This window comes from Marinobacterium sp. MBR-111, from assembly GCF_040547585.1.
Lineage (GTDB): Bacteria > Pseudomonadota > Gammaproteobacteria > Pseudomonadales > Balneatricaceae > Marinobacterium > Marinobacterium iners.
This window is the reverse complement of sequence record NZ_JBEPQA010000017.1, coordinates 16,259-37,231: the sequence shown is the minus strand read 5'-3', so window position 1 is coordinate 37,231 and position 20,973 is coordinate 16,259. Positions and strand designations below refer to the sequence as shown.

Genomic DNA, 20,973 nt, shown 5'->3' with positions numbered 1-20,973 from the left:
CGCACATGATCCGAACATTTACGCTTGAACGCGGCAAGCTCCGCGAACAGGAACAGATGGCAGCGATAAGCCTGACCACAGCAAGCTGGATCGACCTGCAGGATGCGGATGAGTTTGAACGCGCCAATGTGGAGCAGCTGTTCCCGGAAAGCTTGCCGGATGCGGATGAAGTCGAAGAGATCGAGTCCAGCGCACGCTACTTTGTCGAAGGCAATGACCTGCACGTCCATTCACTGTTTTTGTATCAAAGTGAAGGACGTTTCAGAACGGCAACCGTGGCCTTCACCCTGCAACCGGAACGGTTGATCAGTACCCGTGACGTGGAGCTGCCGGACTTTCGTCTGACCCGCCTGCGGGCACGTCGCGGCTGGGTTGAAGCCACGTCCCCACTGCAGATCCTGACGGCACTGTTTGAACAGAAGGTGGACAACCTGGCTGACCAGCTTGAAGACCTGCACCGTGATCTGGAACAGCTCAGTGTCGAAATACTGGAGAACCGTGAGGCGGAGCTTGGTGACCAGCTCGATCGGCTGGCCAAGTTGGAAGACAGCAATGGTCAGATTCGTCTCTGCCTGATGGACACTCAGCGCTCCACCTCGTTTCTGCTGCGGCATATTCGCGATCAGAAACATGAGGTCAAAACGTTCCGCGAAATCCTGCGCGATCTGGACACGCTGATGGCACACGCCACGTTTGTGTTCGAGAAGATCAACTTCCTGATGAATGCCGCCCAGGGTTTTATCAATATCCGCCAGAACCAGATCATCAAGATCTTTTCCATTGCAGCGGTGGTGTTTCTGCCACCCACACTGGTAGGCACAGTTTACGGCATGAACTTTGAGATGATGCCGGAGCTGGAATGGGTGTTCGGCTACCCTATGGCGTTGGGGCTGATGGTCATTTCAGCCATCTCGCCCTACCTGTTTTTCAAGCACAAGGGCTGGCTCTGAAGCGACGACTTCAGGCCCTGCCCTTCATTTCAGCTTCAGTTCAAACTCACTCGCAGGCAAGGGGCGAGCATAGAAGTAGCCCTGAGCAATATGACACCCGGCACGGCGCAGAAATTCACAGTGCGCTTCGGTTTCCACTCCTTCCGCCACTGTTTTCAACCGCAGGTGGCGCGCTATATCGATGATGGATGAGGTGATCGCCACGTCGTCCTCGTCTTCTGGAATCCCCATGATGAAGGTGCGGTCAATCTTGAGCTTGTCCAGCGCAAAACGCTTCAGATAGGCCAGGCTCGCATAACCGGTACCAAAATCATCCAGCGCGATACGAACACCCAGCTCACGCAGCTGATGCAGCAGGCTGATTGAGCCTTCTACATCACTCATCAGCACACTTTCAGTGACCTCGAGCACCAATTGATCGGCCGGGAAGCCGCTTTCTGACAGCGCAGCCTTCACTTCATCAACCAGCTCAGGTCGGAACTGTACCGCTGACACATTTACCGCCATGGTCAGCGGCTTGCCATGGATACGATCCCATTCAACTGCCTGGTTACAGGCTTGTTGCAGTACCCAAGCACCAATTGGAATGATCAGACCAGTCTCTTCCGCCAGTGGAATAAAACGATCCGGCATCACCAGACCCTGGCTACTGTTCCACCGCAGCAGGGCTTCACAGCCAGTGAGTCGGTTACTGGAAAAGTCATATTGCGGCTGATAGTAGAGCTCAAGCTCATCACGGCCCAGCGCATCTCGTAATCGCGTTTCCATCAACAGACGTTCGGAGACCTGCTGGTTCATCGCCTCAGTGAAGAACTGGAAGTTGTTACGCCCCTGCCCTTTGGCGTGATACAGCGCCGTATCAGCATTCTTGAGCAACGTATCAAAGTCTTCACCATCACCGGGATAAAGTGCCAAACCGATACTGGCTGTGGTAACCATCGTATGATCTTCAACCTGTAAAGGCTCCGCGATCAGCTGCAGGTAGCGTGAAGCCAGGCCTGACAGGTCCGCCTGTTCATCCAGATCCGGCAGCAGGATTACGAATTCATCCCCACCCAGACGACTGATCGTGTCGCTGTCACGCGCCTGCTCGGAAAGCCGAGCTGCAACGATTTTCAATACCGCGTCACCACTGCCGTGACCCAGCGAATCATTGATATTCTTGAACCGATCCAGATCAATAATCAACAGTGCTGCCTGCTCATGGCGTCTGCGTGCACGAGCAATAGCCTGAATGGTTCGATCACGCAACAGGCGACGGTTGGGCAGGTCCGTGAGCGGGTCGAAGTCAGAGAGGTAACGCAGTTGGTCTTCAGCCTCTTTGCGCTCGGTCATGTCGGTCAGCATGGCGACGTGATTGCGCACCACACCCGCCTCACCCCGAACCAGGCTGATCGACAGCCACTGTGGGTATATCTCGCCACTGCGTCGCCGGTTCCATACTTCACCTTGCCAGGTACCCTGTTCCTGCAAGGTCTGCCACATCCGCTCGAAGAAAGCCGGACTGTGACGTCCCGAGGCCAATAACGCCGGCGTTTTACCCAGTACCTCTGCTTCCGGGTAGCCTGTGATACGGGTGAACGCAGGATTGACCGCCATGATGCGGTTGTCGGCATCACTGATCATTGCGCCCTCACTGGCTGACTCAAACACCTGTGCCGACAGTTTCAATTCATCAGCCGTACGCTCAAGTTCAACCTGGCGCTGGTCGATCTCCTGCTGGTAACGGCGCATCAATGTGCGCAGCCAGCGTGAAATAATCCAGGCCACCAGAATGGCGGCCGCCATGGCAAACAGCAACACCAGAATCAGCCACTGCAGGTCATTCTGCAGTTCCTGCTCCAGCTTGGTTTTTTGCATTGCCAGCACTTCGTCCATGCTTTCCTGATAAATCCCGGCAATGAGCACCCAGTCCCATTCGGGGACTTCCTGCACCAGCGACAGTTTATGGTGAATTCCTTCAGCACCCGGTTTGTACCAGTCATACTCAACAAAGCGCCCCTCGGGCGTTGCCTGTTCAAGCAGCCAGTTGACCATCTTGCGGTGTTCAGAGTCGAGTTGACTCACCAGCTTTCCGGATGAGCCGGGGCGCGTTGGCGAAAGCAGCACCTGTCCACTTTTATGCAATACCGCGATGTAGCCCTCATCTCCAAACGTCAGCGCTTCAAGTCGATTCAGTGCCTGCTGTTTGAGATCATTCTCGACCTGGTAAAGGTAATCGCCGGTACCGATAATCCAATTAAGCGGCTCAAACAGTTCCACATAAGCGATTTTTTCCCGCATTTCATCCGGGTAATCCGGTGCATACCAGCGGTAGCGCGAAAAACCGGCCTGATTCGGGTTTTGCACTGCCTCAATCAGCCCACGCATTATGTAGTGACCGGTATCATCCTGGTTCTCGAGCAGGGATTTACCTTCAATGTCAGGACTGATCGGCAGCAGTATGCACTCCCCTTCAAGCGTGTCGATGAAAATATAGCCACGCCCATCGAAGAAACGCAGGTCACGCAGGGCTTCCCGAATCAGTTGACCGACCTGCGCATTGGCACCATCGCCATGCAGTAGAATTTCCATGTCATAGATCGACTGGGCCAGCTGCATCGCCTGACGCACCTGAGCCTGGATATTGTCACGCAGAACAGCTTCGGTTTGCTGGCGAGTAAAATTGATGTAATCGAGAGTGGCATCCACTTCCTGGCGCAGCTTTTCCTGACTGCTTTGCTGCAGCGAAAGGCGTTGCTGGCGCAGCCGTTCATGGCCATTCTGCCAAGCCGTCACCACAAAGAAGGCCGACACCAGCAGCATGAGTACAAGCACGGTACCGATGAAGGCACGGGTCTGATAGCGCGGAAGCGTTTTTGAATCAATCGTCAGGGGCATGGTTTCATCTGGCCCATCTACATCTGGGCAAACTCAGTACAGATTCAGCTCCCTGCCGCCTGCTGAGAAGTTATTGAAATTTCATGTTTTATAACATTGAGTCCGCACAGTAGCAAACCCGCAACATGGCTAAAGCGGAAGATTCTGAGTGTTCTTGATCTCACGCAAGGCAAAATTGGAGTGTACTTGGGCAATGCCTTGAAGTGTAAAGATCTTTTCGTTCAAAAAGCGGTCGTAGGACGGCATGTCCGGTACCACAACCCTCAGCACAAAATCGGCATTGCCGGTCACGGCAAAGCATTGCAGCACCTCGGGGTAGGTCATCACCTGCTGCTCGAATTCGGCGGTGCTGTCGATGTTGTGCCGCTGCAGCGACACCAGTGCAAATACGCTCAGCGCCTGCCCCAATACCTGCGGATTAAGGCGAGCGGCATAGCCTTCTATGGCGCCCTTTTCTTCCAGAGCTCTCACCCGGCGCCAGCAGGCCGCCGGTGACAGACCCACCTGTTCAGCCAGTTGCTGGTTACTGATGCGCCCATCCTGTTGCAGATGATCGAGTATCCGGCGATCAAAACTGTCCAATTCAACCTGTTTCATTTGGTAACACTCTATTTTTTTCAAAGATTATTTCTCATATAGCCAAATAAAGAAATAATTTTTCAAAATCCAGTGAAACCGTTGTTCAAATAGCAAGCACCTTTACCCGCCTTCTCCCTACAATTTCACTTCATGAAAACGGGGTTATCCGCTCTGCCATCCGGCGTTAACCACCGATAACAACAAGATCCAACACAGAGAGGTACCGGGTATGTCTGTCAATGATGCCCCCAAGCTCGACGACTATCGTCTCGAGGATCGCTATCTGCGCGACACCGGTCGCGTGTTTCTCACCGGCACTCAGGCGCTGGTCCGCATTCCGCTGATGCAGGCTCGCCTCGACAGGCAAAACGACCTCAACACCGCTGGCCTGATCAGTGGTTACCGGGGCTCACCTCTGGGCGCCTACGACCAGGCACTCTGGCAGACCAAAAAACTATTGGACGAGCATCGCATCGATTTCGTACCCGCCATCAACGAAGATCTGGCGGCCACCATTATTCTGGGCAGCCAGCAGGTCGAGACCGATGCCGACAAGCAGGTCGACGGTGTATTCGGCCTTTGGTATGGCAAGGGCCCGGGCGTCGATCGCGCCGGGGATGCGCTCAAGCACGGCACAACCTACGGCAGCTCGCCCCATGGTGGTGTATTGGTCGTCGCCGGTGATGACCACGGCTGTGTATCCTCCTCCATGCCGCACCAGTCCGACGTGGCGTTCATGGCCTGGTTCATGCCGACCATCAATCCGGCCAGCCTCTCCGAATATCTGGAATTCGGTCTCTGGGGCTACGCCCTGTCGCGCTTCAGCGGCTGCTGGGTCGGCTTCAAGGCGATCTCCGAAACCGTCGAAAGCGCGGCCTCTGTCGAGCTCAAGCCGCTGCCGACCTTTGTCACCCCGACCGATTTCACCCCGCCGGCGGATGGCTTGCACTACCGTTGGCCGGACCTGCCCGGGCCTCAGCTGGAAACCCGCATCGAGCACAAGATGGCAGCGGTTCAGGCCTTTGCCCGCGCCAACCCCATCGACCGCCGCATCTTCAACACCGACAATGCGCGCTTCGGTATCGTGACCACCGGCAAAGCCTATCTGGACCTGATGGAAGCGCTGCAGCTGCTGGGTATCGATGCAGCACGTGCCAAAACGCTCGGTCTCGATATTTATAAGGTCGGTATGGTCTGGCCGCTGGAGCGCAAGGGCATTCTCGATTTCGTTCACGGCAAGGAAGAGGTGCTGGTGATCGAAGAGAAGCGTGGCATCATCGAAAGCCAGATCAAGGAGTACATGTCCGAGCCTGACCGCCCGGGAGAGGTGCTGATCACCGGCAAGCAGGATCAGAACGGTGAGCCACTGATTCCCTACGTGGGCGAACTGAGTCCGAAACTGCTGGCCGGTTATCTGGCCGCCCGTCTGGATCGCTTTTTCGGCGCCACATTCAGCAACGGACTTGAACAGATCAACTGCTCGCTGGGCATTACCGACCCGGGTGGCGTGCGTCGCATGCCGTACTTCTGCTCCGGCTGCCCGCACAACTCCTCTACCAAGGTCCCCGAGGGCAGCAAGGCGCTGGCCGGTATCGGCTGTCACTTCATGGCCTCCTGGATGGGACGCGACACCGAATCCCTGATTCAGATGGGCGGTGAAGGCGTCAACTGGATCGGCAAGAGCCGTTACACCGGCAACCCGCACGTGTTCCAGAACCTGGGCGAAGGCACCTACTTCCACTCCGGTTCCATGGCGATCCGTCAGGCGATTGCGGCCGGGATCAACATCACCTACAAGATCCTGTTCAACGACGCCGTCGCCATGACCGGCGGTCAGCCGGTAGACGGCCAGATCACTGTGGACGCCATCGCTAAGCAGGTATCGGCCGAAGGTGCCAAACGCGTGGTCGTCCTGAGCGACGAGCCGGAAAAATACAAGGGCCATGAGTCCCTGTTCCCGCAGGGCGTGACCTTCCACGACCGTTCCGAGCTGGATGCCGTACAGCGCGAGCTGCGCGAGATTCCGGGCTGTACCGTGCTGATCTACGATCAAACCTGTGCCGCCGAGAAACGCCGTCGCCGCAAGCGTGGCCAGTTCCCGGACCCGGCCAAGCGTGCCTTCATCAACCATCACGTCTGTGAAGGCTGTGGCGACTGTTCCACTCAGTCCAACTGCCTGTCCGTGATTCCGCGCGAGACCGAACTGGGACGCAAGCGCAAGATCGACCAGTCCTCCTGCAACAAGGACTTCTCCTGCGTCACCGGTTTTTGCCCGAGCTTCGTCACCATCGAAGGCGGCCAGCTGCGCAAGTCGAAGGGACTGGATCTGGGCGCCGAGCTGGAGCAGCGCCTGCATAACATCTCTCAGCCCACTGTTCCCGCACTGCAAGGCAGCTATGACCTGCTGGTCGGCGGCGTCGGCGGCACCGGTGTGGTCACTGTGGGCCAGCTGATCACCATGGCGGCCCATCTGGAATCCAAGGGCGCTTCGGTACTCGACTTCATGGGCTTTGCCCAGAAAGGCGGCACCGTGCTGAGCTATGTGCGCCTTGCACCATCACCGGACAGCCTGCATCAGGTGCGAATCGAGAACGGTCAGGCCGATGCCATGGTCGCCTGCGACATGGTCGTGGCCACCTCGCAGAAAGCGCTGAACGTGCTGCGCCCCAACCACACCCGCATCGTCGCCAACGAAGCCGAGTTGGCCACTGCCGACTACGTGCTCTACCGCGATGCCGACATGCAGGCCGACAAGCGACTGAAGCTGCTGCAGGATGCCGTGGGCCAGGACGCTTTCGATCAGCTGAATGCCAACCTGATCGCCGAAAAACTGCTGGGCGATACCGTGTTCTCTAACGTGATGATGCTTGGCTTCGCCTGGCAGAAAGGCTTGGTGCCTGTATCACTGGACGCCCTGATGCGGGCCATCGAACTCAATGGCGTGGCGATCGAGCGCAACAAACAGGCATTTGGCTGGGGACGTCTGGCGGTAACTGATCGTGACTACGTAATGTCGCTGCTCAGTGAAGAAGCCCGCGAAAAGACGATCACGCCTGAAAAAGAGACGCTGGAGCAATTGATCGAGCGTCGCATGAAACACCTGACGGCGTACCAGAACGCCGACTGGGCCGAACAGTATCGTGTACAGGTTGAACAGGTCCGCCTGGCCGAAACGGCGCTGGGACAGACAGATCTGCCCCTTACCCGCAGCGTGGCCCAGCAGCTGTTCCGGCTGATGTCGTACAAGGACGAGTATGAAGTTGCACGACTGTTCACCCAAACCGATTTCCTGCGAGAGATCGAGCAGACCTTTGATGGCGACTACCGTATCCACTTCCACCTGGCACCCCCACTGCTGAGCCGGAAGAAGGATGCTCGTGGTCGTCCAGCAAAACGCCAGTTCGGTCCGTGGATGCTGAGAGCCATGAACGTTCTCGCACCTTTGAAGGGGCTTCGTAACACAGCGTTCGACCCCTTCCGTTTTTCCGCCGATCGCAAGCTGGATCGTGCCCTGCTGGCGGAATACAGAGAGCTGCTTGGCCGTTTTGCCAAGGAGCTGAACGCATCCAACTACAGTTTTGCCCTTGAGCTGGCAGAACTGCCGTCCGAAATCCGCGGCTACGGCCCCGTGCGCGAGCAGGCAGCCGAGGGTGTCGCCCAGAAGCGCACGCTGCTGATGAAAGCATTCGAGACCGGACAGGCTACGCTGATCAAGCTGGCCAAAACCGAGGAGGAAGCCCATGTTTGAACAGCTGAAAACCCTGCCACAGGACCCGATTCTGGGGCTAATGAAGGCCTTTCGTGAAGACCCGAGAACCGACAAGGTAGACCTTGGAGTGGGCGTGTACCGGGACGAGGCCGGTCAAACACCGATCATGACTGCTGTACAGGCTGCCGAACGGCGTTTGCTCGGAACGGAAACCACCAAGGCCTACATCGGCCCGGCAGGTTCCGAAGGCTTCAATCAGCTGATCGGTCAGCTGATGCTGGGGGCTGGCCATAGCGCTCTGCGTGATGGCCGCGCCACCGTGGTACAGACGCCCGGTGGCTGTGGCGCCCTGCGGATGGCGGCCGAGTTTCTCAAATTGTGCCGACCGGACACCACTGTCTGGGTCAGCACCCCAACCTGGGCCAACCATATACCGCTGCTAGGCGGGGCTGGCCTGACTATTCGCGAATATCCCTATCTGGACCGCACCACCTTAAGTGTCGATTTCGATGCCATGATCTCGTGCCTGGAGCAGGCCGATAGCGGCGATGTGGTGCTCCTGCACGGCTGCTGTCATAATCCGTCCGGCGCAGATCTGGACGCCGATCAGTGGGCCGCTATCACGGACCTGATCGAGCGCAAGGGACTGCTGCCGTTTATCGATATGGCCTATCAGGGCCTGGGTGAAGGGCTGGAACAGGACGCACAAGGCGTTCGCCTGATGGCAGAGCGGCTGCCTGAGGTGATTGTTGCCTCGTCCTGCTCCAAGAACTTTGGCCTGTACCGGGAACGTACCGGTGCCCTGATGCTGATTGCCGCCACGCCCGCACAGGGTAAGGCGGCGGCCAGTCAGCTGCTGAGTGCGATCCGGTCGCACTACTCCATGCCGCCTTCGCATGGCGCAGCGGTGGTCGAGCTGATCCTCGACTCACCCGAGCTGGCACACCAGTGGCAAACAGAACTGGGCGCGATGTGTGATCGCATCCTGGATCTGCGCGCCGCCTTCAGCAAGGCACTGGCCCCGGCAGGTGACTTCAGCTTTATCGAACGGCAGCGTGGCATGTTCTCCTTCCTGGGGATTACGCCGCAACAGGTTCAGATCCTGCGCGAGGAGTTTGGCATCTACATGCTGGATTCCAGTCGGATCAATATTGCCGGTCTGTCCGCCACCACCCTGCCCCGCGTCAGCGAAGCGATCAGGGAGGTAAGTGGACGCACTGCCTAATTTGTTTTACCGGGCCTCGCTGCAACAACAGCGGGGCCTTTCAGTCAGCACCGGCCTCTGACCGATAACAATAACGAAACCGGAGAACTCACACCATGAGTCAAGCAACATCCAAAGCACACCAGCAGGCGGGCAGCCTCTGGTCGTCCCGCATGGCCTTTATTCTGGCCGCCGTCGGCTCGGCCGTTGGCCTTGGCAACATCTGGAAATTCCCCTACATCACCGGCGAAAACGGCGGCGGCGCCTTTGTTCTGGTGTACCTTGCCTGCATCGCCATCGTTGGCATTCCCGTCCTGATCGCGGAAGTGATGATCGGCCGTCGCGGCGGTCAAAGTCCGGTGGCGAGCATGCGCGAGCTGACCACCACCGAGGGCACTCGGAAAGGCTGGCGGTTGATCGGCTGGAACGGCATTGTGGCCTCCTTCCTTGTCCTGTCCTTCTATTCCGTCATCGGTGGCTGGGCACTGGTCTACGTCTTTAAGGCTGCATCAGGCATGTTTACCGGTGCCGATGCCGATGCCATCGGCGGCACATTTGGCGGCATGCTCGCCAGCGCAACAGATCTGTTGCTTTGGCACAGCGTGTTCATGGCGATCGTGATTTTCATTGTGGGTCGCGGTATTCGCTCCGGCATGGAAAGAGCGATCAACACCCTGATGCCACTGCTGTTCGTACTGCTGTTCATCATGGTGGGCTACGCCATGACCACCGGCAAGTTCGGTGAAGCGGTCAGCTTCATGTTCTCGCCCGACTTCAGCAAACTCACCACTGAAGGGGTGCTCACCGCGCTGGGCCACGCGGCCTTTACCCTGAGCATCGGTATTGGCGTTATGATGGCCTACGGCTCCTACCTGCCACAGAAGGTCAATATTGCGCGTACTGCCATGACCATTGCGGTATTGGATACAGGTGTCGCCCTGATGGCAGGCCTGGCCATTTTCCCGCTGGTGTTTGCCAACGGGCTGGAACCTGGCGCAGGCCCCGGTCTGATCTTTGTCACCCTGCCGCTGGCATTTGGCCAGATGAGCGGCGGTGTAATCTTCGGCACCCTGTTCTTCGCCCTGTTGCTGGTGGCCGCACTGACATCCGCCATCTCCATGCTGGAGCCCGTGGTTGAATGGCTCGAAGAACATAAGGGCATCAGCCGTGCCAAGAGCGCTTTGGGCGGTGGCCTGGCAATCTGGCTGGTCGGTATCGGTACCGTACTGTCATTCAACAACTTGGCTGATTTCCATCCACTGGCCTTCATCCCATTCTTTGAAGGCAAAACCATTTTTGACCTGCTCGACTTCCTAGTCTCCAACCTGATGATGCCACTGGGCGGTCTCGCCATCGCGCTGTTTGCCGGTTGGGCCATGAAGCGCCAGGGACTGGATCAGGAGATCGGCTTGAAAGGCGGTGTTTACAGCGCATTCATGTTCGTACTGCGTTTCCTGACTCCGGCAGGGATTGCGGTGGTGTTCCTGTATAATCTGATCTGATCTGATCTGATACTGGATCACCTTGCGTCACCCAAGCCGGCCGGTTTCTGACCCGCCGGCTTTTCTTTGTGCAAAGATGTAACAACCGTTACAGACCAGGCATGGGCAGATTAGAATAAAGCTGTTGTCCATGAAGAACAGGAACTCTCGATGACCGCGTCTCAACCCTCTGCGTATGAGTCAGCCTCAGTGCGCTGGCTCACGCTGATCAGCATCTGTGTCGCAACGTTTCTGATGCCGTTGAACATGTCCTCCGTCAACGTCGCTCTTCCGGCCATTGCCGCGGATCTGAGCGCTGATGCGGTACTGGTCAGCTGGATTCCAACCATGAACCTGCTCGGTGCCATCGCCCTGCAGCTCCCGGCGGGTCGTATCGCTGACATGATCGGACGCAAGCGGGTATTCCTGAGCGGACTGCTGCTGTTTACTCTCAGCTCACTGGCGGTAATCATCATCGACAGCATCGGATGGTTGCTGTTGGTGCGTCTGCTGCAGGGGATCTCTGGTGCCATGATTTTCGGCACCGGTATGGCTATTGTGTCACAGGTCTTTGCTAATCACGGTCGCGGTATGGCCCTGGGGTTAACGTCCACATCGGTCTATCTGGGGCTGACCTGCGGGCCACCCATCGGCGGCTGGCTGACAGAATGGTGGGACTGGCACGCCGTGTTTCTGGCACCACTGCCGCTTGCCGTGATCTGTGCCCTTCTGGTCTGGCGTCATGTGAGTGAAACCGAGCGGCAGGTGGATGAGCGGCTGGACTGGATCGGCAGCCTGCTGTTTATCGCGGCCTCAAGCCTGTTTTTTGTTGGCCTGGCAGAGCTGCCCACCATCAACGGCGGCCTGCTGGCACTGTGTGGTCTGCTATTGCTGGCCGGGTTTGTGTATCAGCAGGAACACTCATCTCACCCACTGATTCGTCTGCGGCGCATGGTGCAGAACAAGATCTTTTTCCGCTCCATTCAGGCCTGCTTCTTCATGTATGCCGCCAACTATCCGCTGCAGTTCCTGCTCAGTCTGTATCTGCAGTATATCCGCGGACTGTCGCCGGCCGAGGCCGGTCAGCTGATGCTGCTGCAGGCAATGATGATGGCGCTGCTGGCACCTTTTGCCGGTCGCCTTTCGGACCATTTTGAACCTCGAATACCGGCCACTCTGGGCTGCCTGATGTTTGCAGCTGGCTTTCTTATACTGGCTATGCTGGATCAGGACAGTGGCAATATGCACGTCATCATTGCGCTGCTGGTCATGGGTACCGGCTTTGGTCTGTTCTCGTCGCCCAATAACAACAGCGCCCTTAGTGCGGTACCCACTGAAAAGCTCAGCATCGGCTCCTCACTGCTGAATATCTCCCGCACGCTGGGCAACATGTTGGGGATGGCCGTTGTGGTATTCCTGTTCAACATTATGCTTGGCAATGAAAGGATTACACCGGAGCAGTATCCGGCCTTGATGAATCTGTTGAAGCTGGCGTTTGTATTGTGCTGTGGCTATGCCTTGATGGCCGGATGGCGGTCCTGGTCACGTGGCAAGGTCAGGTAGAAGCTGGTAGAAGCGAGGTCAATGAAGGGAAAAAGCCGGGGGCCGAGGCCCCCGGAAGCACTTCCGTAGCGTTGAACTTTGAAGTGAGATGATGAAAAAATCAGCCGCGGCTGATGTTGAGCAGTTGCGGAGCCGTGTATTCCAAAAGTCCTTCTTCGCCAAACTCCAGACCAAAACCGGACATCTTGCAGCCACCGAAGGGGCAGTGGGGCAAGACTTCAGCATGGTTGTTGATCCAGGCAGTACCACACTCAAGCCGTGATGCCACCTTGCGTGCCGCCTCGATATCGGTGCCCCAAACAGAGCCACCCAAACCGTTGACGTTATTGTTGGCACGGGCCACTGCATCGTCGATATCGCTGTAGCGAACCACCGGCAGTACCGGGCCAAACTGTTCTTCATCCACCAGACGCACGCCATCACTCAGGCCTGCAACGATGGTTGGCGGGTAGAAGTAACCGGCACCGGCCAGTGGAGCACCACCAGACAGAATCTGTCCACCCTGCGCTTTGGCATCTTCGACCAGCTCAGACACCAGGTCGAACTGTGCCTTGTTCTGTACCGGACCAAAGGTCACACCCTCGTCCAGCCCTGGGCCAACTTTCTGCTCGGATGCGATTTTGGCCAGACGCTGACATAGATCGTCATACTGAGATTCATGCACGTACAGACGCTTGAGCGCGGCGCAGGTCTGTCCCATGTTGAGGAATGCGGTCTGGAAGATGGCAGGCGCCACCTTGTCCAGGTCTGCATCCGGCAACACGATACCGGCATCGTTGCCACCCAGCTCAAGCGTCAGGCGCTTCAGGTTATCGGCCGCCTTGCGCATGATGTCCTGACCGGTCGGGGTGGAGCCGGTAAAGACGATCTTCTGAATGTTCGGGTGCGAGGTCATGGCACGGCCAATACCACCTTCGCCAGTAACAATATTGGCCACGCCCGCGGGCACCACCTGATTGATCAGCTCAACCAATTTCAGCGTGCTGAACGGCGTAAATGAGGACGGCTTGGACACAAAGGTGTTACCGGTGCGAATCGCCGGCATCAGGTGCCAAACCGCAATCATCAGCGGCCAGTTCCAGGGGGTGATCGATCCCACCACGCCCAGTGGCTTGCGGTGCAATTCAACCAGACGCTCAGGGCTGTCTTCGATCAGTTTGACCGGAATATCCAGATCTGCGGTATAGCGGGTCCAGCCGATGGCGCCGCCGACTTCCATCTGCGCCAGTGCCAGGGGCTTGCCCTGCTCAAGGGTCACCAACCGTGCCAGTTCTTCTGCATTGGCCTCGATCAGATCGGCAATCTTGTGCAGCATCGCCTTTCGCTCGGCATCGGGCGTGTGCTGGTAAGTCTTGAACGCTTCGGCAGCCGCCGCAACCGCCTGATCCACCTGCTCCGGCGAAGCAGCCGGACAATCCGCAAAGGCCTCTTCGGTCGCCGGATTGATCACCGGGAAGGCATCACGATCACCCTGTACCGCCTGACCGTTGATGAAGAGTGAAAATGTAGTCTGCATAAAAAATCCTTTGTCTACAGATGACACAGCCGATGCAGGCACCGGCTGTGTGTTGTTCAAATGCCTGGCATAAATCAGAACGGAACGATCGCAATCACCTGACCGTAGACGTTGGTGTCGTTACCACCCAATTGTGATCCGGCGCTGCTGTCAGGCTTGTAGAAGCCGACCAGCGGGCTCACGATCAGATTTGGTGTCACCACCCATTCGGCATAGAGATCCAGTTCCTGACCGTCCATGAAACCTGCATCGGTATCGCTGAAATTGAAGTACAGGGCGCCGACACTCAGCATCTCTGTGGGGTTGGCTTTCACACCTACATGGTGAACATCAGTTCCTGTGTTGAACGGACCGGCATAGTTGGCCGCCACTTCACCCTGGAACCAGGTGCCGTAACCACGGTTGAAGCCGAAGAACAACGGATCAAAGCCTTCGTCGAAGCTGGAATAGCGGTAGTTTACGCTCGGCGACCAAGGCATGTCGGCAAAGGTCCAGCCTGCTTCTACATACCAGGCATCACCATCTGCCTGAGAACTGTCGCCCTGATCCTGGGTGACGATTTCACCGGAAAGGAACAGGTTTTCAACACCGGCGTTGCCCTGATAGCGCAAGCTCAATGTCTGCTGTCCGTCACGATGTGTCGCGCCACCATTCATGACGTCCAGGCCCTCAATGTAGGCCACACCAAAGGTGCCTTCCGGCATCACATACTCGGCATTAATACCCGCGAGTTCCATTTTGGACTGAGCTACGTTGTCAGACTCCAGCCAGAACAGGTCGGCACGCATTCCTTCGGCACCGCCGACACGCACGATGGCAGTACGGTCAAACGCCTTGCGTGCGGCCAGCCAGTAGGCGCCGCCACGATCCAGCTCTGGTCCAAGTGCATCACCGAAGTTCAGCGCATCGCCATTGATCAGGAAGCCGTCACCAATGGAGAAATTCTGACGACCGAAAGAAAACTCCAGACCATCTTCACCCAATGCCGGGATCAGGCTGCCTGAGCGCCAGCCCACGTATGCATCTTCAAGATCCGTTTCACTTTCATCACCTGATGTGAAACCACCGGCATCACCATCGCCCCAGGTTGCCGAGCTGACCAGATTCAAACCACCAAATACACTGGCACCGGAGCTGTAGGCATGGCTGCCGGACAAGCCATACTTGATATAACCTTCCTGCCAGCTGGAACGACCCGGGTCGGTTTTAGCGCCCAAACCATAGCTCTCTTTGCTGGTAAAAACGCCGAATACCGCCTCGATATCGAGGTTCAGTTCGGTTCCGTTTTCGCTGTGAAGGGTATAGGCAGAAGCAGAAGCTGACAGGCCTGCCGCAACGGCAGCCGTCAGGAGGTATCCGGAAGTGCGACGGAAGATCTGATTTTTCATGGGCGTGATTCCTTGGGAACATGTCCGATAGCCGGACGTCCAGCTACCGTGTCTACGCTGTGTATTATTGTTAACGACACTAAGCGTAGAACGCCGCTGTAAACCAGTTTCGTGTTTATTGTGTGAACTTGTACCCTTTTGTAACAAGTTGTAAATATCAGGCCAGACCCAGGGATTTCATGCGTCGATACAACGTGGCACGGCTGATCCCCAGCTCGGTGGCGGCCGCCGTGACGTTGCCTTGCTGCTGCTCCAATGCCTGACGAATCAGTGCCTCCTGCGTTTCCTGCAATGTGCCACAAGGAGCGGGAGCGTGCACCAGTTCATCCAGGAATTCATCACTCAAGTGATCTTCACTCAGGCGGGTTTCTTCAGGCTCCATAAAGGCCAGTGCCACCTTCAGTACCATTTCCAGTTGACGCACGTTACCCGGCCAATGATATTCGGACAGTTGCTGCAGCAGCTGCGGCTCAATGCCAACTTCGGATCGGCCCAACTGACTCAGCAAGCGTTCACACAGACCTTTAAAATCGTTACGCTCACGCAGTGCCGGCAAGCGAACGCAAACACCGTTCAGACGGTAGTACAGATCCTCACGGAAACTGCCTTCTGCCACCATCTGTTTCAAATTACGGTGCGTCGCGCCAATCAGCGCAATATCCAGTACTACTTCCTCGGCGCCACCCAGCGGAGCCACCTTGCGGTCCTGCAGCACTCTCAGCAGGCGAGCCTGCAGTGACAGCGGCATATCCCCAATCTCGTCCAGAAACAGAGTCCCGCCATTCGCCTGCTGGAAGCGTCCAACCATGCCACCCTTGCGAGAACCCGTAAACGCCCCTTCCCGATAGCCAAACAGCTCGGATTCAATCAGCCCTTCAGGAATAGCGGCACAATTGACCGCTACAAAGGGCTCTCCTGCGCGGGCGCTGGTACGGTGCAAGGCTTGTGCTGCCACCTCCTTGCCACTGCCGGTCTCGCCACTGAGAAGCACCGGGATATCCTGGTCCAGCGCCTTTACAGCCATGGTCATGGAGCGCTGCAGCCTGGGTTCACCGGCCGCAAAGCACTCCAGCGGACGGGGCTGTCTATCTGCTGCAGGAGCAGTGCCGGGTTTGAGGTTGGGGGCCACCCCGGTAAGACGCTTAGGAAACTGCAGCAGCTCACAGAACAGTTCGCCCGCCCGGGTTTGCAAAGAGGCGATACGTTGGCGCATACAGGTGTTAAGCAAAACACCGATCTTTTCTCCCACCAGCTCATCCAGCGTCCGGTTGACGATCTGTTCACGGCTGCGGCCCAACAATTGACAGCCCTGCTCGTTGATGGCCAGCAGGCGACCTTCCTCATCCAGTGCCACCAATCCCTGCCATGCCGAGCGCAAATACTGCTGGCGGGTATGAAAAGCCAGTACGATCTGATTCTGGTACTGACCCGCGAACAAACGCCCCTCGATACTGCGGGCAGCCAGCTGTACGACTCCCAGTGTATCCTGAGGCTGGCTGTTGCGGCCGATGCGTGTCAGATCCAATACACCAATCAGTTGACCGCTCGCATCAATCAGGGGGGAAGAGGTACAGGAAAAGTGGGATACGGTATCGAGAAAGTGCTCTTCCTCGTTGATCAGAATGGGACGACTTCTATGACGGCGGTACCGATGGCGTTGGTACCCCGGTGTGTTTCACTCCAGGAAACACCCTGACGCAATGCCAACTGCCGTGAGGGTGTGATGATGTCATCACTGCCTTCAAGCGCCAGAATGCGGGCATCCGCATTGGCCAGCATGATCAGCCCCTGGTCACCAAACTGGTGCGCCAGCTGCTCTATTTCGGGCATGGCCGCATGAATAAGCAGCTCGTGTTGCTGACGAAAACCCTTCAGGTCGTTGACCTCATCGATCAACTGCTGCGACTGACTGGAGTTGGTCAGCCCTGCATCAAGGCTGCGCCGCCAAGAAGCTTCAATTTCATCACGCAGATAACCACAGGGGAGTTCTCCCTCCTGCTGCAGCCGCTCACGGGCAACGCGGGCGGCATGAACGGGATCACTGATCAGATCCTGACGTAAACGGGGTGCCATGTTTCCGGCCTCTTTATTGTTATTTTCCGGATATACTATCGACATAAATTGTCACTCCTGTATACGCCAAAGACAGTCGAGGCGCAAACCTCTCGCCGCTCTCTTACTGTCATAAAGCAATATACAGGCCAGTGTTCACAGGAGCCCCCATGAACCGTTTAATGCTTGTCTTTATCGTCCTTTTCATCAATGGCTGCGCGACGGTCCCATCCGATTTGCGCTCAGGGCCTGATCAGGCTCTATTGCCGTTTTCTGAGGCCTCTACCGTAATAACTCATGGCCAAGCCGCCCGCTGGGGTGGCGAGATTGCCCATGTCAGCAACCTGCAGCAGGATAGCCAGCTGGAGGTGGTTCAGTTTTCACTCAATGCCAGCGGTCGTCCGCTGAAAACGGATAAAAGCGGTGGTCGCTTCAGAATTCTGGTACCCGGCTTTATCGACCCGGCCATTTATGCACCCGGTCGACTGGTGACCGCATTGGGCTCCTTTAGCGGCATCAAGCAGGGCAAGGTCGGCGAGCAGGAGTATGCGTTCCCGACACTGGAATCAGAACAGATACACCTTTGGCCCGAAATCAAGGATCCGCCGGTGCATTGTGACTGTGATCCGTTTTTCAGCAGCCCCTTCATGATGCGGCCCATTATTGTCGTGCCTGCAAAGTAGCTCAGGCAGGGCGGTTTCCCGCCCTGCCCTTCAGCTGCATCCGTTCCCAACCTCGATCAGAACGGTACGATTGCAATCACCTGGCCGTAGACATTGGTGTCGTCTGTGCCGATCTGGCTGCCGCCATTGGCGCTGCTGTTATCAGGCGTATAGAAACCGATCAGCGGGCTTATGATCAGGTTGGGCGTAACCACCCACTCGGCATAAAGATCCAGTTCCTGTCCGTCCAGGGCTCCGGAGCCCCCAGCGGTATCACTGAAATCAAAAAACAGTGCGCCAATACTCAGCATCTCGGTTGGACTGGCTTTTATCCCGATATGATGGACATCGGTATCCGAATTGAAGGGGCCTGCATAGTTGGCAGCCACCTCACCCTGGAACCAGGTGCCGTAACCTCGGTTGAAACCGAAGAACAGCGGATCAAAGCCTTCGTCGAAGGTGGCGTAACGGTAGTTCACGCTCGGTGACCAGGGCATGTCAGCAAAGGTCCAGCCCGCTTCCATATACCAGGCATCACCATCCTTGCGCGTATTGTCGCCCTGATCCTGAGTCACGAACTCGCCGGACAGAAACAGGTTCTCAACACCTGCGTTGCCCTGATAGCGCAGACTCAAAGTTTGCTGACCGTCACGGTGGGTTAACGCCATTACATTCGGGTCTGCGTATTTTTCATTTACATCAAGACCTTCGATGTAAGCAACACCGAAAGTACCTTCAGGCATCACATACTCGGCGTTGATACCCGCCAGCTCGGTCATCGCCTGTGCCGGGTTGTCGGACTCGATCCAAAACAGGTCGGCTCGCAAGCCTTCGGCACCGCCGATACGCACGATAGCGGTGCGGTCAAACGCCTTGCGCGCTGCCAGCCAGTACGCGCCACCACGGTCAAAATCGTAGCCACCCCCATTGAGCGCGTCACCCAGGTTCAGGGCATCGCCATTGATCAGGAAACCATCGCCAATGGAGAAGTTCTGGCGGCCGAATGAGAACTCCAGACCATCATCACCCAATGCCGAGATCAGACTGCCGGAGCGCCAGCCCACATAGGCATCTTCGAGATCCGTTTCGCTTTCATTGCCCGTGGTAAAGCCGCCGGCATCACCGTCACCCCAGGTGCCTGAACTCACCAGATTGAGGCCTCCATAAACACTGGCCCCTGACGGGTAGGCATGGCTGCCGGAGAAACCATACTTGATGTAGCCCTCCTGCCAGTCGGAACCGCCGCCTTCAGTTTTGGCACCCAGCCCATAGTTTTCTTCACTGGTGAAGACACCGAACACCGCTTCAATATCAAGGTTCAGCTCAGTGCCATTTTCACTGTGAAGCGTGTAGGCCGACGCGTGCGCCGACATCAGTGCAGCCACCGTGGCCGCGAGGATTGTCTTTGTCATTCTGCAGTACTCCTGATACTCCTGTCTTTTGGCACCGGAAAAGGGCCCGGACTTGCGTCCGGGCAAACCCGGTCAGGCCATGAGTGCAGACAGGGGAATGATGAAATCAGCGGATGAAAACCTGTGAAGTGGAGATCGCCATATCGCCACCGGGCAGCTGGATGTTGCCCAGCTTTTCCATGCTGTCGGCATCGTAGATTGCTACGTCATTGAACGTGCCGCCCAAATAGATCTTGGAACCTTCGTGGTTGATGGCAACACAGTAGTAGGAATGATCCAGCTCGGCGGCGGCGATCAGCTCCTTTTTCTCGATGTCATATTTGGCCAGACGGTTAAGTACGCCAAACACCAGGTTCGGGTCCTTGGGCGAGCGCACGCCACTGAAATAGATCTCGGTGATCGGACCAAAATCCGTTGTCTCGGTCTCACCGGTTTCAAGGTTGATATTCATGAAACCATAGATCCAGTCAGCCGTGTCCAGGTTGTAGCTTTCATCCTGAAACTTCGCAGTGGTGTAGAGGATGGTGAAATCCTTGGACGGGGCCTGTATCGGCCAGGCGTTCAGGACATCCGGTGGTGCATAGAGCGGACGCTCCCAATTGCGGCTGGGAATGGCAACTCCGACCTCACCGGTGTTCACATCCACCTTGTAGATGTCGGCCCCGGCCATGTAGAGCGTACCATCGGCACCGGTCTGCATTACGGTCACCTGTCGCGGTGACGGAAAGGTACGAACCGGTTTGGCATCAAGCCCCGCACTGGTGTCGTATACCGCCAGGCGAGCCGGCTGAACGCGATAGTGGTCGCGGTTCAGCATGGTGGGGTTCTGTACTGCATACAGCTCCGAACCATCCGGGCTCAATGTAAACGAGAAGATCGACTTGGTACGTTCGTTCTTCTGCAATGACATTTTGGCATGGAAGGTAATGTCACAGTTGTCCAGATTAATGCCATAGATATCCTCATAGCGGTTGTTGAGGATATAGGCTGTTTTTCCATCCGGGGCCATCTGAGTCACGCCAGGGCCAAATGCATCCGGCAGATCGCAGCTCTTGTAGAGGCTGTCGCTCTGCAGGTCGACCACATGCATGTTGTTGGGGTAGTTGGCCACGATCATGTATTCGTTGCCTTCCTTGAGTGCCGGCCCCTTGGCCAGCACGGCACCGGACAGCGTGGTGCCCAACACCAGTGCCGCCGCCGGGATCAGAGATGTAAATCGCTTGTTGTCCATTATCAGGTCACCCTCGGCTTAGTTCTTGTCTTTCGGGAACACGGTACCCAGGTTGCGCCAGTCATCTTTCGAGTTCATGGCGTCCTTGTTCCAATCCGGGTAGGTATTCATCATGTCCGGCACCTGTGCAGGCCACCAGCAGGGGTCTGCACAGCCATACAAATCGGCTTCCATCGGCTGGCACAGCGAGGTTACGCCGCCAAAGGCATCGATCTCCCAGCCCGGGTCGGTAGTGGCGGTACAGCCTGCCAGTGAACTCATGGCCACGACCTCTTCCACACTGTCGTCGGCCACGGCCTGAGTGAGTAGCTGGGCCTTGTTGTTGATCGCTTTGAGATGTTTCATA

At 56.9% G+C, this 20,973-nt stretch carries 15 protein-coding genes; 6 read left to right on the top strand and 9 right to left on the bottom strand.

The genetic code is table 11. From position 1 onward, the window contains the following. Window positions 1-5 precede the first annotated feature (5 nt). Window positions 6-950, top strand: coding sequence for a magnesium/cobalt transporter CorA (gene corA, locus ABIE61_RS12435; protein ID WP_354409912.1), 945 nt, complete (start codon window positions 6-8; stop codon window positions 948-950). Between the two features lie 24 nt (window positions 951-974). Here corA and ABIE61_RS12430 read toward each other — a convergent pair whose 3' ends face one another. Continuing rightward, the gene (locus ABIE61_RS12430; RefSeq protein ID WP_354409911.1) at window positions 975-3,830 is read right to left on the bottom strand and encodes a bifunctional diguanylate cyclase/phosphodiesterase; all 2,856 of its coding nucleotides are present in this window, start codon (window positions 3,828-3,830) and stop codon (window positions 975-977) included. Window positions 3,831-3,959: 129 nt separating this feature from the next. Continuing rightward, a complete protein-coding gene (locus tag ABIE61_RS12425; protein ID WP_354409908.1) occupies window positions 3,960-4,427 on the bottom strand; it encodes an Lrp/AsnC family transcriptional regulator in 468 nt (155 codons plus the stop codon). Between the two features lie 211 nt (window positions 4,428-4,638). Between ABIE61_RS12425 and ABIE61_RS12420 the strand changes: the two genes are divergently transcribed. The 4 genes from ABIE61_RS12420 (at window position 4,639) to ABIE61_RS12405 (ending at window position 12,366) form a co-directional block, all read left to right on the top strand. Then, window positions 4,639-8,157, top strand: a complete 3,519-nt coding sequence (locus ABIE61_RS12420; RefSeq protein ID WP_354409906.1) for an indolepyruvate ferredoxin oxidoreductase family protein — start codon at window positions 4,639-4,641, stop codon at window positions 8,155-8,157. Beyond that, a complete protein-coding gene (locus ABIE61_RS12415; protein WP_354409904.1) occupies window positions 8,150-9,343 on the top strand; it encodes an amino acid aminotransferase in 1,194 nt (397 codons plus the stop codon). The genes ABIE61_RS12420 and ABIE61_RS12415 overlap by 8 nt, the downstream gene beginning before the upstream one ends. 95 nt (window positions 9,344-9,438) lie before the next feature. Then, window positions 9,439-10,824 (top strand): sodium-dependent transporter, encoded by a 1,386-nt coding sequence (locus tag ABIE61_RS12410; protein WP_206834948.1) that lies wholly within the window; start codon window positions 9,439-9,441, stop codon window positions 10,822-10,824. Window positions 10,825-10,974: 150 nt separating this feature from the next. Beyond that, window positions 10,975-12,366, top strand: coding sequence for an MFS transporter (locus ABIE61_RS12405; protein ID WP_354409902.1), 1,392 nt, complete (start codon window positions 10,975-10,977; stop codon window positions 12,364-12,366). A gap of 100 nt (window positions 12,367-12,466) precedes the next feature. On the opposite strand, the gene ABIE61_RS12400 is transcribed toward ABIE61_RS12405, so the two are convergent. The 4 genes from ABIE61_RS12400 to ABIE61_RS12385 form a co-directional block, all read right to left on the bottom strand. Beyond that, entirely contained in the window at window positions 12,467-13,882 is a 1,416-nt protein-coding gene (locus ABIE61_RS12400; RefSeq protein ID WP_354409900.1) for an aldehyde dehydrogenase family protein, read from the bottom strand. Window positions 13,883-13,956: 74 nt separating this feature from the next. Then, window positions 13,957-15,270 carry an alginate export family protein gene (locus ABIE61_RS12395; protein WP_354409898.1) on the bottom strand — a complete coding sequence of 438 codons (1,314 nt, stop codon included), beginning with the start codon at window positions 15,268-15,270 and terminating at the stop codon, window positions 13,957-13,959. A gap of 157 nt (window positions 15,271-15,427) precedes the next feature. Then, window positions 15,428-16,888, bottom strand: a complete 1,461-nt coding sequence (locus ABIE61_RS12390; RefSeq protein WP_354410007.1) for a sigma-54-dependent Fis family transcriptional regulator — start codon at window positions 16,886-16,888, stop codon at window positions 15,428-15,430. Beyond that, window positions 16,888-17,343 (bottom strand): sigma-54-dependent transcriptional regulator family protein, encoded by a 456-nt coding sequence (locus ABIE61_RS12385; RefSeq protein WP_354409896.1) that lies wholly within the window; start codon window positions 17,341-17,343, stop codon window positions 16,888-16,890. The genes ABIE61_RS12390 and ABIE61_RS12385 overlap by 1 nt, the downstream gene beginning before the upstream one ends. A 149-nt stretch (window positions 17,344-17,492) precedes the next feature. Between ABIE61_RS12385 and ABIE61_RS12380 the strand changes: the two genes are divergently transcribed. Further along, entirely contained in the window at window positions 17,493-18,005 is a 513-nt protein-coding gene (locus tag ABIE61_RS12380) for a Slp family lipoprotein (protein WP_354409894.1), read from the top strand. A gap of 56 nt (window positions 18,006-18,061) precedes the next feature. Here ABIE61_RS12380 and ABIE61_RS12375 read toward each other — a convergent pair whose 3' ends face one another. The 3 genes from ABIE61_RS12375 to qhpC all read right to left on the bottom strand — a co-directional run bounded on the left by ABIE61_RS12375 (window position 18,062) and on the right by qhpC (window position 20,972). After that, a complete protein-coding gene (locus tag ABIE61_RS12375) occupies window positions 18,062-19,396 on the bottom strand; it encodes an alginate export family protein (RefSeq protein ID WP_354409892.1) in 1,335 nt (444 codons plus the stop codon). Between the two features lie 106 nt (window positions 19,397-19,502). Then, window positions 19,503-20,627: a quinohemoprotein amine dehydrogenase subunit beta gene (gene peaD, locus ABIE61_RS12370; RefSeq protein ID WP_354409890.1), complete on the bottom strand. Its 1,125-nt coding sequence runs from the start codon at window positions 20,625-20,627 to the stop codon at window positions 19,503-19,505. An 18-nt stretch (window positions 20,628-20,645) separates the two neighbouring features. Beyond that, window positions 20,646-20,972: a quinohemoprotein amine dehydrogenase subunit gamma gene (gene qhpC / locus ABIE61_RS12365; protein ID WP_206834966.1), complete on the bottom strand. Its 327-nt coding sequence runs from the start codon at window positions 20,970-20,972 to the stop codon at window positions 20,646-20,648. Window position 20,973 lies beyond the last annotated feature (1 nt).

What these genes read in the sequence shown, in the direction of transcription:
- ABIE61_RS12420 (WP_354409906.1), top strand. Translation starts at nt 4,639, where the DNA reads ATGTCTGTCAATGATGCCCCCAAGCTCGACGACTATCGTCTCGAGGAT.
- ABIE61_RS12400 (WP_354409900.1), bottom strand. Translation starts at nt 13,882, where the DNA reads ATGCAGACTACATTTTCACTCTTCATCAACGGTCAGGCGGTACAGGGT.
- ABIE61_RS12395 (WP_354409898.1), bottom strand. Translation starts at nt 15,270, where the DNA reads ATGAAAAATCAGATCTTCCGTCGCACTTCCGGATACCTCCTGACGGCT.
- ABIE61_RS12410 (WP_206834948.1), top strand. Translation starts at nt 9,439, where the DNA reads ATGAGTCAAGCAACATCCAAAGCACACCAGCAGGCGGGCAGCCTCTGG.
- ABIE61_RS12405 (WP_354409902.1), top strand. Translation starts at nt 10,975, where the DNA reads ATGACCGCGTCTCAACCCTCTGCGTATGAGTCAGCCTCAGTGCGCTGG.
- ABIE61_RS12425 (WP_354409908.1), bottom strand. Translation starts at nt 4,427, where the DNA reads ATGAAACAGGTTGAATTGGACAGTTTTGATCGCCGGATACTCGATCAT.
- ABIE61_RS12430 (WP_354409911.1), bottom strand. Translation starts at nt 3,830, where the DNA reads ATGCCCCTGACGATTGATTCAAAAACGCTTCCGCGCTATCAGACCCGT.
- ABIE61_RS12375 (WP_354409892.1), bottom strand. Translation starts at nt 19,396, where the DNA reads ATGACAAAGACAATCCTCGCGGCCACGGTGGCTGCACTGATGTCGGCG.
- qhpC (WP_206834966.1), bottom strand. Translation starts at nt 20,972, where the DNA reads ATGAAACATCTCAAAGCGATCAACAACAAGGCCCAGCTACTCACTCAG.
- peaD (WP_354409890.1), bottom strand. Translation starts at nt 20,627, where the DNA reads ATGGACAACAAGCGATTTACATCTCTGATCCCGGCGGCGGCACTGGTG.
- ABIE61_RS12415 (WP_354409904.1), top strand. Translation starts at nt 8,150, where the DNA reads ATGTTTGAACAGCTGAAAACCCTGCCACAGGACCCGATTCTGGGGCTA.
- ABIE61_RS12380 (WP_354409894.1), top strand. Translation starts at nt 17,493, where the DNA reads ATGAACCGTTTAATGCTTGTCTTTATCGTCCTTTTCATCAATGGCTGC.
- corA (WP_354409912.1), top strand. Translation starts at nt 6, where the DNA reads ATGATCCGAACATTTACGCTTGAACGCGGCAAGCTCCGCGAACAGGAA.
- ABIE61_RS12385 (WP_354409896.1), bottom strand. Translation starts at nt 17,343, where the DNA reads ATGGCACCCCGTTTACGTCAGGATCTGATCAGTGATCCCGTTCATGCC.